Origin of the sequence: Pseudomonas moorei, assembly GCF_042846945.1 — a bacterium.
GTDB classification, from domain to species: Bacteria; Pseudomonadota; Gammaproteobacteria; order Pseudomonadales; family Pseudomonadaceae; genus Aquipseudomonas; species Aquipseudomonas moorei.
In genome coordinates this window covers 3,546,649-3,558,921 of the sequence record NZ_AP035776.1, presented here as the reverse complement: position 1 = coordinate 3,558,921, position 12,273 = coordinate 3,546,649, and the positions used below count along the sequence as shown (strand labels likewise).

General features: G+C 62.9%; 11 protein-coding genes and 1 pseudogene. 1 reads left to right on the top strand and 11 read right to left on the bottom strand.

Annotated elements, in window-relative coordinates:
• Nucleotides 1–2 precede the first annotated feature (2 nt).
• From ACGJAX_RS16740 to ACGJAX_RS16690, 11 genes are all read right to left on the bottom strand, one after another.
• A complete protein-coding gene (locus ACGJAX_RS16740; RefSeq protein ID WP_390955426.1) occupies nt 3–1,460 on the bottom strand; it encodes an FAD/NAD(P)-binding protein in 1,458 nt (485 codons plus the stop codon).
• 14 nt (nt 1,461–1,474) lie between these two features.
• A complete protein-coding gene (locus tag ACGJAX_RS16735; protein ID WP_248914175.1) occupies nt 1,475–2,242 on the bottom strand; it encodes an ABC transporter ATP-binding protein in 768 nt (255 codons plus the stop codon).
• A gap of 3 nt (nt 2,243–2,245) precedes the next feature.
• Complete coding sequence (locus tag ACGJAX_RS16730; RefSeq protein WP_130205382.1) at nt 2,246–3,586, bottom strand: ABC transporter substrate-binding protein; 1,341 nt, start codon at nt 3,584–3,586, stop codon at nt 2,246–2,248.
• 26 nt (nt 3,587–3,612) lie between these two features.
• The gene (locus tag ACGJAX_RS16725; RefSeq protein ID WP_390955425.1) at nt 3,613–4,662 is read right to left on the bottom strand and encodes a branched-chain amino acid ABC transporter permease; all 1,050 of its coding nucleotides are present in this window, start codon (nt 4,660–4,662) and stop codon (nt 3,613–3,615) included.
• A gap of 4 nt (nt 4,663–4,666) precedes the next feature.
• The gene (locus ACGJAX_RS16720; RefSeq protein ID WP_247254338.1) at nt 4,667–5,548 is read right to left on the bottom strand and encodes a branched-chain amino acid ABC transporter permease; all 882 of its coding nucleotides are present in this window, start codon (nt 5,546–5,548) and stop codon (nt 4,667–4,669) included.
• Nucleotides 5,548–6,324, bottom strand: a complete 777-nt coding sequence (locus ACGJAX_RS16715) for an ATP-binding cassette domain-containing protein (protein WP_390955424.1) — start codon at nt 6,322–6,324, stop codon at nt 5,548–5,550. The genes ACGJAX_RS16720 and ACGJAX_RS16715 overlap by 1 nt, the downstream gene beginning before the upstream one ends.
• Entirely contained in the window at nt 6,321–7,226 is a 906-nt protein-coding gene (locus ACGJAX_RS16710; RefSeq protein ID WP_390955423.1) for an AMP-binding protein, read from the bottom strand. Before ACGJAX_RS16710 ends, ACGJAX_RS16715 begins: the two co-directional genes overlap by 4 nt.
• 177 nt (nt 7,227–7,403) lie before the next feature.
• Complete coding sequence (locus ACGJAX_RS16705; protein WP_390955422.1) at nt 7,404–8,807, bottom strand: NtaA/DmoA family FMN-dependent monooxygenase; 1,404 nt, start codon at nt 8,805–8,807, stop codon at nt 7,404–7,406.
• On the bottom strand, nt 8,807–9,256 hold the full coding sequence (locus ACGJAX_RS16700; protein ID WP_248914170.1) for an acyl-CoA dehydrogenase: 450 nt from the start codon (nt 9,254–9,256) through the stop codon (nt 8,807–8,809). Before ACGJAX_RS16700 ends, ACGJAX_RS16705 begins: the two co-directional genes overlap by 1 nt.
• 10 nt (nt 9,257–9,266) lie before the next feature.
• Nucleotides 9,267–10,484 carry an SfnB family sulfur acquisition oxidoreductase gene (locus ACGJAX_RS16695; protein ID WP_390955421.1) on the bottom strand — a complete coding sequence of 406 codons (1,218 nt, stop codon included), beginning with the start codon at nt 10,482–10,484 and terminating at the stop codon, nt 9,267–9,269.
• Nucleotides 10,485–10,641: 157 nt separating this feature from the next.
• Nucleotides 10,642–11,205: a helix-turn-helix domain-containing protein gene (locus ACGJAX_RS16690; RefSeq protein ID WP_090319475.1), complete on the bottom strand. Its 564-nt coding sequence runs from the start codon at nt 11,203–11,205 to the stop codon at nt 10,642–10,644.
• On the opposite strand from ACGJAX_RS16690, the pseudogene ACGJAX_RS16685 reads away from it, so the two are divergent.
• Nucleotides 11,200–12,226 (top strand): annotated as a pseudogene (locus tag ACGJAX_RS16685) (DMT family transporter). The gene ACGJAX_RS16690 and the pseudogene ACGJAX_RS16685 overlap by 6 nt on opposite strands.
• Nucleotides 12,227–12,273: the final 47 nt, after the last annotated feature.

Below are 12,273 nucleotides of genomic sequence, written 5' to 3'. Positions count from 1 at the left end.
ACTCAAGCGCGAGCAAGCTCGCTCGCCACAGCGTTATTGGCCAGTCGTGCGGCCAGGGCCTTGGCCTGGCTGGCGACATCCGTGACGGCCGTGCTTTCCCACCACATCCCGCGCAACGGCGGCCCCATGGCAAACAGCCGACTGGCTGCCCGACCCTCGGCGTCCAGCACCGCGCCATCCACCTGTGCGGCAATCCCCAGCGCCAACGGTCCAGGCCGGATCAATCCACGGGCCAGCAATTGCTGCGGCAACGGCCGAGCCACCCGGCGCCAGTCGTACTCGATGCCGCTGGAGTTGATCAGCGCGGCGCCGCTGACGACAGTAGTGTCAGCCTCGCCCCGGCGGCGAATGCGGATGCTCACTTCACCACCCTGCGAAGGCGCAAGCCCTTTGAACGACGCCGCCTGAATGCGCAACCGCCCTTCTCCGTGCAAGCGCGCCACCAGCTCGGCGCTCAAGGGCGGCGAGCGATGGTGATGGCTTTCCCACCACGGTCGCACGTGCCGCACGAATTGCCGGCGCTGTGCATCGCTTGCCTGACTCCACAAACGACCGATATGTGCCCGTACCGTGTCCAGCGGAGCCTGCCAATCGATGCCCTGGGCGATGGCGTCGCGGCAATGCCGGCGCAGTTCGCGCACCAACTGGCGTGGCGTGCGAATGCTGGGGTCCTCGGCCAGAAAATCGACCCAGGCCGGTGGCTGGCGTCGCACATGGGGCAGCAAGCCGTGCCGGGAAAACACCTCGATCGGCCCGCGATGCCCGGCCTGTTCCAGGGACACCACGGCATCGACCATGGTCAGGCCCGAGCCGATGATCAGCACCGTCGAATACGGATCGAGCTGACCCATGGCCGCCACATCCCAAGGATCGAGTGCCGCCGCATTCAAGCCGCTGGATTCGGTCTGCGGCGTCCGCGCAGCGGCAAACATCCCGGTCGCCAGCACCGCGAAAGCACCCTGCAAGCGCTGCCCATCGTTCAAGGTCAATCGCACCGAATCCGCATCGGTTTGCAGATCCACCACCTCGGCCCGCACATGCTCCACCGTTGAACCGTTCAACGCGCCCACCGTCTGCGCCTCGGCCAGACGTTGTTGCACGTACAGGCCGAAAATCCCCCGTGGCGGGAACAGTTCGCTGATGGGTACGTGCTGCTCGTCCGATTCCGGCCAGCCACCGGCACCGATGTAGTCGGTCAGCCATTGGGTCAGGTCGTCGGCATTGTCCGGATCGACACTCATGCGTGCCGCGTTGCCATTGAGGGTATGGCCCAGCTCCACGGCGCTGTAGGCCTCGCCGCGACCGAGTTCGGCGCGGGGCTCGATCACCAGCACCTGGCGCTTGCCGGGCAGGCGCAACAGTTGCGCCGCCAGCATCGCGCCGCTGAGGCCGCCGCCGATGATCAGGATGTCTGCGTGGCGGATGGCGTCGGTCGCCTGTCCGCTTGGGGTTTCGCTCATGGCGTTCTCGCTGATCAATGTTTGCCTAGATAGAAGTCGTGCAGATCGTCCCGCGTGCGCAGGGTTTCGGCGCTGCCGGACAACACCACCCGGCCGGTGTCGAGAACATAGGCCTGTGAAGCGTACTTGAGCGCCACATTAATATTTTGCTCGGCAATCAGGAAGCTCACCTGCGCCTCGCGATTGAGCTGGGCGACAATCTCGAAAATCTCCTGGACGATAATAGGCGCCAAACCCATGGACGGTTCATCGAGCAGTACCAAAGTAGGACGCGTCATCAGGGCCCGGCCGATGGCGACCATCTGCTGCTCGCCGCCGGATGTCAGCCCGGCCTGGGTCTTGCGCTTGGTTTTCAGGCGGGGAAACCAGGTGTAGATGCGCTCCAGATCCCGGGCCATGTCCTGGCGGCTGAGACCACGGACAAAGCCGCCGCTGCGCAGATTGTCCTCGACCGTCAACTGCGCGAACACGTGGCGCCCCTCCAGCACATGCACCATCCCTTGGCGCACCCGCAGGCTGGGGTCGACGCCCGCGGTATCGCGCCCCAGAAACTCGATGTTGCCGCGGCTGACCTGCGCCCGCTCCGCGCGCACCAGCCCGGAAATCGCCTTGAGCGTGGTGCTTTTGCCCGCGCCGTTGGCCCCGAGCAAAGCGACGATGCCGCCCTTGGGCACCGTCAGCGACACCCCGGCCACGGCCAGGATCGCGCCGTCGTAGATCACTTCGATATCGTTGACCCGCAACAGGTCATGGGCAGCAATGTCGCTGGCGGCCTGGCTCATGGCTTATTCATCTCCGGTGCAGGTGCGTGGCGTCAGGCCTTTTTCCTTGGCGAACGCGGCGGATTTTTCGTCGATCAACGGCCGCAGCAGCGCGCGGTCGGCGGCGATCCAGTCGCTGATCAGCGTCCAGTTGGCGCCGTCCCACTGCTGGACCCGCGCCGAACCACCGCCCTCGTGATCCTTGCAGGACAGCTTGAGGTTCTGCATCAGGCCGAAGTAGCCCATGTCCTTGAGCCGCGCATCGTCGATGTTCAAGTGTTCCAGGCCCCAGCGCCCTTCTTCACCGTTGAGCGGGCGCTTGCCGAATTTGCCCTGGGCGGTGCGAATCGCTTCCACCGCCACCGCCGCGTTCACCAGCCCGGAGTTGTAGTAAACGCTGCCGAAATTCTTCAGGTCCTTGAGGTCGCTTTTGCCCTTGTCGAGAATGTATTGCTTGAGGCGTTTGTGGATCTCGAAATCCGTGCCGGCCGGGTAAGGCGTCAGCGCCAGATAGCCCTTGGCGGCAGCGCCGGCGGGCAAGACGTCTTCGCTGGAGCTGGCCCAGATGTCGCCGACGATGTGATCCACCGGGAAGCCGAAACGCGCGGCGGTCTTGACGGCGACGGGCGTCGACACCCCCCAGGTGCGCAGGAACACCCAGTCCGGGTTAAGTTGACGGATCTGCCGCCATTGCGCCGATTGCTCGTTGCCCGGATCGGCCACCGGAATCTGGATGTTTTCGAAGCCATATTTCTCGGCCAGCAACTTCAACGGACCGAGGGTTTCGCGACCGTAGGCCGAGTCGTGGTAGACCGTGGCGATTTTCTTGCCCTTGAGTTTGTCGAACCCGCCTTCACGCTGGGCGATGTAATTGATCAGGCTCGACGCCTCGCTGTAGAAGGTCAGCATCACCGGAAAGTTATAGGGGAACACCGTGCCGTCGGTGGCTTCGGTGCGGCCGTAACCGAGGGTGATCAACGGGATCTTGTCGACTTCCGCCCGCTCGCTCAGGGCATAGGCCGCCGGGGCGCCGTTTGGCTGATAGACCGCCACGGGCGCGCCATCCAGACCTTTCTTGAAGCGCTCATAGCACTCGATGCCCTTCTCCGCCGTCCACTCGGTTTCGCATTCCTGCCAGACCAGTTTTACCCCGTTGATGCCGCCTTCCACCTCGTTGATGTAGTTCAGGTAATCGATCATCCCGGCCCACACCTGCACGCCGCTGGAAGCGTAGGCGCCGACCCGGTAAGTGGCCAGCGGGAAGAACTGTTGGTCCGGCGAGGCCATGGCCGCCGGTACTGCACTGCCGAAAACCGCCAGCGTCAGCGCGGCGCCGATCAAGGAACGTTTCAAGGATGCACGCATGTTGTCTCTCTGATTAGGGGTGGGATTCAGAAGCGCAGCGGCCAATGGCTCAGCCGTTCACGAAGGTTGCTTAGCAGGCGGATCAGGCCTTCCGGTTCCTTGATCAGGAACAGGATGATCAGCACGCCGAAGATGATTTTTTGCAGGTTCTGCAGTTGCCCGGCGTCCACCGCGCCCCCGAGCAAGGCTTGCCCGGCGTGGCTGAGCAGGATCGGCAACAGACTGATGAACGCCGCGCCGACGAAGTTGCCGGCAATGCTGCCCATGCCACCGATAATGATGATGAACAGGATCTGGAACGACCGGTTGATATCGAAGCTGCTGGCACTGGCCGTGCCCAGGTAAGCGAAGGCCCACAAGGCGCCGGCAATGCCGAGGTAGAACGAGCTGACGGCGAACGCCAGGTGCTTGTAGCGCGCCACGGGAATGCCGATCACGGCAGCGGCGGTATCCATGTCGCGGATGGCCATCCAGTTGCGGCCGATCTGGCTTTTCACCAGGTTCAGCGCCACCCAGGTCAACAGCAGCACGGTGCTCAGGGTCAGCAGGTAGCGCCCCAGCGGCGTGTTCAGGTCATGGCCGAACAGCGCCAGACTTGGCGCCGTAATCGTTCCCGAGGAGCCGTAGTTGTAGAACCAGGGAAACTTGACGAACAACCACTCCAGGAAGAACTGCGCCGCCAGCGTGCTGACCATCAGGTAGAAACCCTTGATCCGCGAACTCGGCAGGCCAAAGACGAAGCCCACCAAGGCACTGATCAAGCCACCACCAAGCAACGCCACGGGTAAACCCAACTCGGGCAGGCGCAACAGAAACCCGTAAGTGGCAAAGGCACCGACCGCCATGAACCCGGCCGCGCCCACGGAAGTCTGCCCGGTATAGCCGGTGAGCAGGTTCAACCCGAGTCCGGCCAGGGACAGCACCAGAAACGGAATCAAAATGGCGTTCAGCCAATAGTCGTTGCCGGTCAGCGGCACGAGGACAAACGCGATCAACAGCAGGCCGATCAGACCCAATGGCAGGCGTCGCTGGACCAGTACCGCCGGGGCGGTTTCGCGGGTAAGGGAAATCGACATGGGTTCAGACTCGCTCGATGGCGCGCTCGCCGAACAGGCCGGCGGGACGGATGTAGAGGAAGGCCAGGGCCAGGACATACGCGAACCACGGGGTGATGCCGCCGCCGATCAGCGGGCCGATGTAGACCTCGGCGAGGTTTTCCGCTGCACCGACAATCAGCCCGCCGACAATCGCCCCGCCAATCGAGGTAAAGCCGCCGATGATCAACACCGGCAAGGCCTTGAGCACCACCAGCGACAGGGAAAACTGCACCCCTTGCCGCGCGCCCCAGAGCAACCCGGCCACCAGCCCGACCACCCCGGCCACCGCCCAGACGATCTGCCAGATGCGGTTGAGGTTGATGCCGATCGACAGCGCGGCGGTGGTGTCATCCGCCACCGCACGCAGCGAAATACCGATGCGGGTCTTGTTGAACAACAGCGCCAGCACGGTCACCAGGACGATGGCGGCCGCGGCGGCGATCAGGTCGAACTGGCTGACCATCATCGCGCCGATGAACAGCGGTACGTCGTCGATGCCCAGATCCAGCGCCCGCACCTGCGAGCCCATCAGGCCCTGCGCCAGGCCTTCGATGATGAACGACAGTCCGAGCGTGGCCATGAACAGGGTGATCTGCGAGCGATTGACCAGTGGTCGCAGCACCAGCCGTTCGATCAGCAGCGCACCGATGATCATCACCACGACGGTCAACAGCAGGGCCAGGGCAAACGGCACACCTTGATCGTGCAGGCTGACGAAGGTCAGCGCGGCGAACAGCAGCATGGCACCCTGGGCGAAATTGAACACGCCGCTGGCCTTGTAGATCAGCACGAAGCCAATGGCGACCAGCGAATACATGGTCCCGGCGAGCAAGCCGCCGAGCAGGGTTTCGAAGAAAAACGTCATCAATGCACCACTCCCAGATACGCCGCGATCACTTCGGGGTTGGCCTGCACTTCGGCGGGCGTGCCGTCGCCGACCTTGCGCCCGTAATCGAGCACCACCACATGGTCGGACAGGCCCATCACCACGCCCATGTCGTGTTCGATCAACACCACGGTGGTGCCAAGGTCGCGGTTGATGTCGGCAATGAACCGGGCCATTTCCTGTTTTTCTTCGGCGTTCATCCCGGCCATCGGCTCGTCAAGCAGCAACAGGTTCGGCCCGGCAATCAAGGCACGGCCCAGCTCCACGCGTTTTTGCAGGCCGTAGGAGAGATTGCCCACCGGCACATCGCGCTGGGCTTGCAGTTCGAGGAACTCGAGAACGCCTTGTGCCTGCTGGCGGAACTGTTGCGCTTCATGGCGGGCTCGCGGCAAACCCAGGGCCTGCTCGATAAAGCTGCTGCGCAGATGCCGCGACAGGCCGGTCAGCAGGTTGTCGATGACGCTCATTTTCTTGAACAGCGCGTTGTTCTGAAACGTACGGCCAATGCCCCGGCGGGCGGCGCTCAAAGGGTCGATGCGTTTGAACGGTTGCTGTTCGAACACAATCGAACCGGCATTGAAGCGGTAGACGCCGTTCAGCACATTGAGCAATGAACTCTTGCCCGCGCCGTTGGGGCCGATCAAGGCGCAGATCTCGCCACGGCGAACGTCGAACGACAGTTCGTTGATCGCCTTGACGCCTTTGAAGGACAGGGAAATACCGCTGACTTGCAGAATGGAATCGGTTGAGCTCATGCGATCTCCCGTTTGAATTCGGCGAGCCAGGTCGGCTCGGGTTGAGACTCGGCGCTTCGGCTGGCCTGCCAGATGACCTGCAGGTTGTGAAAGCCCAGCAAACGGCGCACGCGGTGCTTGATCAGGCGTTGCAGGCCCTTTTCCGGACGGGCAATGGCCCAGTCGCAGAGGCGCCGGCGCCAGGTGCCTGGCGGGGCGAGACGGCTGTCGATCTCAACGGCCAGCACTTGCAAGCGCCCGGCGGACAGCAGCAAGCCCGACGGCGCCACCTCGCGCCGGTCGCGGCTGGCACTGCCGGGGCTTTCCGGGAAGGCCAGGGTGTGGCCGCGGGTCAGCCATTGTTCGAACAGCACCGTCAGACCGGCCTGCCACTCGGTGCCCTCTTCGCTCCACCACCTTGCGTCGGACACACCCAGGCGCAGGCGTTGCGGGGTTTCCACCGGCCCGAGTAATTCGTCGAAGTCGAGCAGCGCCTGGCCCTGGTTGAGCCAGCGTTGCCGCGTCTGCCGTCCCTGCACAAAAGCGTGAGTGGGCCGCGCGCGCCACAACACGTTATGCAGCGCCTGTGCATCGAGGTTGTCCGCAACGGCCAGCAGCTCCCCGCCCACTTGTCGGGCGGCCAGGGCCAGCAGCAACAGGTTCGGTTCGAAAGCCCCGCTGACGGCCAGGCGCGAGTCCTCATCGAATCCTTGCTGACGCAGGCCATCGGCCAAACGTTCGACGTCACGCAAGACGTCGATCCAGCGCCAGATGAACCATTGCCCGTGCCGTTTGTGCCGCAAGGCCGGCTGCAAGGGATTGACCTGCGCCCAGTGGCGCAACTGTTCCAGGGCCTGGGGCGCATTGACCCGCCATTCCCCGGTGTCCGCAATTGGCGGACGTTTGAGTTCGTGCACGCTCATGGGTTGACCTCTCTGTCATGGGCAAAAGCGTGCGGTGGTCCGCTGGGCTGAAGAATTAACGCAATCTCTAAAACAACAGGGTCCCCCGTGGGAGCCGGCTTGCCGGCGATGGCGTCCTGTCAGGTGACATCGATGTTGGCTGTACCGGCCTCATCGCGAGCCTGCTCACGATCGCTTTTAGGCCGACACCACTTTCTTCTCCTGCTGACGCAACGCCGCCAGATCGCGATAGCCACTGCCCGGATGGATATCGGGCAATCGCGGTCCTTCACCAAACAGCTTCTCGCGCAAGGTGCCGGGGGCGTATTCGGTCTTGTAGACCCCGCGTTTCTGCAACTCGGGCACCAGCAGCTCCACGGCATCGACGAAGGTTTCGTGGGTCAGGGCGTAAGCCAGGTTGAACCCGTCCACACCGGTCTCTTCGACCCACTCCTGCAACAGGTCGGCGACGGTTTCCGGGCTGCCGACGAACAACGGGCCAAAGCCGCCGATGCCCACCCAGTCGGCCAGTTCGTTAGGGGTCCAGACTTTGTTCGGGTCGGCGGTGGAAAACGCTTCCACCGCGGATTGAATGGCGTTGGTGTGCACATGCTTGAGCGGTTCGTCGGGTTTGAACTGGCTGAAATCGATGCCGGTCCAGCCGGAAATCAGGGCCATGGCGCCTTCGTAGCTGACCCAGCTTTTGTACTCTTCGAACTTGGCCCTGGCCTTGGCGTCGGTCTCACCGAGGATCACCGTCTGCAGGTTGAAGATGAGGATCTTCTTCGGATCGCGCCCTGCCTCGGCCGCACGCCGGCGGATATCGGCCACGGTTTTCTTCAACAGGACTTTCGACGGCGCGGCGACGAACACGCACTCGGCATGTTCAGCGGCGAACTGCTTGCCGCGACTCGATGCGCCGGCCTGATACAGCACCGGCGTCCGTTGCGGTGAAGGCTCGCAGAGGTGAATGCCCGGCACCTGGAAGTGTTTGCCGACGTGCCGGATTTCATGGATCTTGCCCGGATCGCTGAACACCCGCCGCGCACGATCGCGCAGGATGGCGCCCTCTTCCCAGCTGCCTTCCCACAGCTTGTAGCAAACCTCCAGGTACTCCTCGGCGAAGTCGTAACGGGCGTCGTGTTCGGTCTGGGTTTTCTGCCCGAGGTTCTTCGCGCCGCTCTCCAGGTACGACGTGACGATGTTCCAGCCCGCGCGCCCCTTCGTCAGGTGATCGAGGGTCGACAGGCGGCGGGCGAACGGATACGGATGTTCGAACGACAGCGACGCGGTCAGGCCAAAGCCCAGATGCTCGGTCACCAGCGCCATCGGCGGGATCAGTTGCAGCGGATCGTTGACCGGCACTTGGGCGGCCTGGCGAATCGCCGCATCACCATTGCCGTTGTACACGTCATAGATGCCCAGCACGTCAGCGATGAACAAACCATCGAACTTGCCGCGCTCGAGGATTTTCGCCAGGTCGGTCCAGTACTCCAGGTCCTTGTACTGCCATGAGCGGTCCCGTGGGTGTGCCCACAATCCCGGCGACTGATGGCCGACGCAGTTCATGTCAAAGGCGTTGAGACGAATTTCACGGGCCATCAAACGACTCCCTCTGCGGCGGTTGGAAAACTGGGGGGATGAATGCCATTGAGGCGGAAGTTGCCGATGAGCTGGAGTTTCCAGCGCAGAGGGTCGTGCAGCGAGCCGGGAAGCGCGGTGCGCAAGCCCGTGAGTTCGAACTCAGCGTTGCTCGCGGTGCTCAAGGCCTCGGCGCTGGCCAGGTGGGACTCGGCGACGGCGATGCTGATTTCAATGGCATCCGTGTGACTGGCAAGAAATTCTTCGGCGCGTTCCAGCAACGCGGCGGCGACTTCGATGCGGATGTGCACATCGCCGAAACGGCTGATGAGCAAAGGATCGTCCGTTGGCTGATCGTGTTGGCGGACGAAACCCAGGGTCGCATCGAGCAGGCTGCGGGCGTTGTGCAGGTCGTGCTGACTTTTGGCCAGGGGGTGTGCGGTAGCAATCGGTTGGGTCAAGGCGTTCATGCTGTGCTCCTCAGTTCCAGGCGTGGCGCGCAGGTTTCACGCCGTTGAGCAGGTAGTTGCCGATCAAGTGGTATTTCCAGCGCGCCGGGTCGTGCAGGGTGTGAGTCCGGGCGTTGCGCCAGTGACGGTCGAGGTTGTATTTGCCGAGCACCGAGCGGGTCCCGGCCAGTTCGAACAGCTTGCTGCTGGCGAGCAAGGCGATCTCGGCGGACAGCACTTTGGCCTGGGCCACCACCACCGAGGCGTGGGCCACGGTGTCTTCATTGGCGTCGAGCAGCGCGGCATCGATGGCCTGGCCGGCTTTTTTCAGGATCGCTTCAGTGCCATGCACGCGCCATTCGAGATCGCCGATCGCGGCGATGCTGAACGGGTCTTGCCAGCCGTGATCCTGGCCGCTGTCGATCCAGGGACGCGCCTCACGGGCGTAGCGCTTGGTTTCTTCCAGGGCGCCGACGGCGATGCCGGTGTCGACGGCAGCCTGGATGATTTGCGAGATCGGGCCGTCGGCGGTGGGTTCGTCGAAGGCTTTATGGGCCGGGATCACCGCGCTGAGCGGGACCTTCACCGCGTTCAGGGTTACACCGCCACTGGCGGTGGTGCGCTGGCCGAAACCGTCCCAGCTGTCGAACACGCTCAAGCCGGGGTTGTCACGTTCGATGAAGGCGATGAACGCCTGATTCTGCTCGTTGACCGCCACCGCCGGCACGATGTGCGCGAACAGCGCACCGGTGCAGTAGAACTTCTCGCCGTCGATTTGCGCACTGTCGTCGTTGAAACGAATCCGGGTTTCGAAGGCACCGGCGTTTTTGCTCTTGGCTTCGGAAAAGGCATTGCCGAAACGGTAACCCTGCAGGACCTTGCCGAAGTAGTAATGCTTCTGCTTTTCGCTGGCGGTTTGCAGCAGGATGTCGAGCACGCCGAGGTGGTTTTGCGGGATCTGGCCGAGGGAGGAATCGGCGGCGGAAATGATCTTGATCACTTCGGCCACGGTCACGTAGGAGACGCCGGCGCCACCGTAGGCCTTTGGTACGGTGATGCCCCACAGACCGCTGGCGGAGAACTCGTCGAGTTCGGCGACCGGCAAACGCCGCTCGCGATCGCGCACGCTGGCCTCGACGGCAAAACGCGCGGCGAGTCTGTGGGCGACGGCAATCGCCTCGGCGTCCGAGCCGATCACATGGGCGGGGCTCACATTGGCAGAGCGGGGGGATTGGGCTGAGGCTGTCATGGGCCGACTCCAGGTTCTGGGTGAATGCACCAGAGCTTTTGCAGGAGTCGTGCCTGAAAATTAAGTCTTTATTTATCAGTGAGTTAAATAAAAAACAGAAAACATATAACCATTTGAGAACAGCAAAATGTGTATCCGCTGTTGATCGGCAAACAGTTCAGATCACCACATTGCGCACAAAACGCACCGCCACCGGCCCCTCGTTGCGATAGGAATGCGGCTGGTTGCTGGCGAACATGAAAAACTCCCCGGCGCTGATGCGATGCGGCACGTCACCGACCATCAGGGTCAGGCAGCCTTCGAAGACGTAGAACTGCTCGCTCCAGCCATCGGCATCCGGCTCCGAGGGGTAGTGTTCGCCCGGTTCAAGGCGCCATTCCCAGAGTTCGACTTCGCGGGTGGCGTTGGCCTTGGCCAGCAGCACTGCCTTGCTGCCGGGGATCGTGCCTGCCCAGGCCAGTTCGTTGATGCGGCTGTGATCGCGGACGTCCGGGGCCTGGATCAGGTCGCTGAAGGCCACGTCCAATGCTTCGGCCACGCGATCGAGGGTGGTCAGGCTGACATTCTTTTCGCCGGCTTCGATGGCCACCAGCATGCGGCGGCTGACGCCGGACTTTTCCGCCAGGGCGGTCTGGCTCATGTCGGCGGCATGGCGCAGGCGTCGGATATTCTGGCTGACGTGCTGCAGGACCGAAGCCCGAGGCGTGGAATCTTTGTGCACTATATTGCTCACTTGGTGGTGTTGCGCAGTATACTGCCCAACTTCGGGCGCATTGTGCGTCCCCCTTCAGGTAGTGCGCAAGATCATGACGTCGCTGAACGCTCCTCAAGCCCCTTCCCGTTTCCTGCGGCTCAGCAAGGCCGAGTGCGTGCTGGTGCTGATCACCATGGTCTGGGGCGGAACCTTTTTGCTGGTTCAGCATGCGATGACGGCCAGCGGACCGATGTTTTTCGTCGGCCTGCGCTTTGCCGCCGCCGCGAGCATCGTTGCCCTCTTCTCCTGGCGCACCCTGCGCGAACTGACCCTGTTCGAGTTAAAGGCCGGCGCCTTCATCGGCGTGGCGATCATGCTCGGCTATGGCTTGCAGACGGTTGGCTTGCAAAGCATTCCCAGCAGCCAGTCGGCGTTCATCACGGCGCTGTACGTGCCCTTCGTGCCCCTGCTGCAATGGCTGGTGCTGGGGCGGCGTCCGGGGCTGATGCCGAGCATCGGGATCATGCTGGCCTTTACCGGCCTGATGCTGCTGTCCGGCCCGTCCGGAGCTTCGTTGCACTTCAGTCCTGGTGAAATCGCTACCTTGATCAGCGCCATTGCCATCGCCGCGGAAATCATCTTGATCAGCAACTTTGCCGGCCAGGTCGATGTGAAGCGAGTGACCGTGGTGCAACTGGCCGTCACATCCCTGTTGTCGTTCCTGATGGTGGTGCCGACCCAGGAACGGATTCCGGATTTCTCCTGGCTGCTGCTGTGCAGTGCCTTGGGACTGGGTATGGCGAGTGCGGCGATTCAGGTGGCGATGAACTGGGCGCAGAAGAGTGTTTCGCCCACCCGGGCCACGCTGATTTATGCCGGTGAGCCGGTGTGGGCCGGGATTGTCGGGCGGATCGCCGGGGAACGCTTGCCGGCAATTGCGCTGCTGGGGGCGGGATTGATCGTCGCGGCGGTGATTGTCAGTGAGCTGAAGACAAAAGGTAAGGTCGCTGCGGCTGAAGAATCCCTGGAGCGGGAAACCCAAGGATAAGCGCTGAAATCTGCGGTGTTTGATAATCGCCATCGCGAGCAAGTCCG

Excerpts from the sequence above, each read along its gene's own strand:
- ACGJAX_RS16720 (WP_247254338.1), bottom strand. The coding sequence starts at position 5,548 with ATGACGTTTTTCTTCGAAACCCTGCTCGGCGGCTTGCTCGCCGGGACC.
- ACGJAX_RS16715 (WP_390955424.1), bottom strand. The coding sequence starts at position 6,324 with ATGAGCTCAACCGATTCCATTCTGCAAGTCAGCGGTATTTCCCTGTCC.
- ACGJAX_RS16735 (WP_248914175.1), bottom strand. The coding sequence starts at position 2,242 with ATGAGCCAGGCCGCCAGCGACATTGCTGCCCATGACCTGTTGCGGGTC.
- ACGJAX_RS16705 (WP_390955422.1), bottom strand. The coding sequence starts at position 8,807 with ATGGCCCGTGAAATTCGTCTCAACGCCTTTGACATGAACTGCGTCGGC.
- ACGJAX_RS16740 (WP_390955426.1), bottom strand. The coding sequence starts at position 1,460 with ATGAGCGAAACCCCAAGCGGACAGGCGACCGACGCCATCCGCCACGCA.
- ACGJAX_RS16710 (WP_390955423.1), bottom strand. The coding sequence starts at position 7,226 with ATGAGCGTGCACGAACTCAAACGTCCGCCAATTGCGGACACCGGGGAA.
- ACGJAX_RS16725 (WP_390955425.1), bottom strand. The coding sequence starts at position 4,662 with ATGTCGATTTCCCTTACCCGCGAAACCGCCCCGGCGGTACTGGTCCAG.
- ACGJAX_RS16700 (WP_248914170.1), bottom strand. The coding sequence starts at position 9,256 with ATGAACGCCTTGACCCAACCGATTGCTACCGCACACCCCCTGGCCAAA.
- ACGJAX_RS16730 (WP_130205382.1), bottom strand. The coding sequence starts at position 3,586 with ATGCGTGCATCCTTGAAACGTTCCTTGATCGGCGCCGCGCTGACGCTG.
- ACGJAX_RS16695 (WP_390955421.1), bottom strand. The coding sequence starts at position 10,484 with ATGACAGCCTCAGCCCAATCCCCCCGCTCTGCCAATGTGAGCCCCGCC.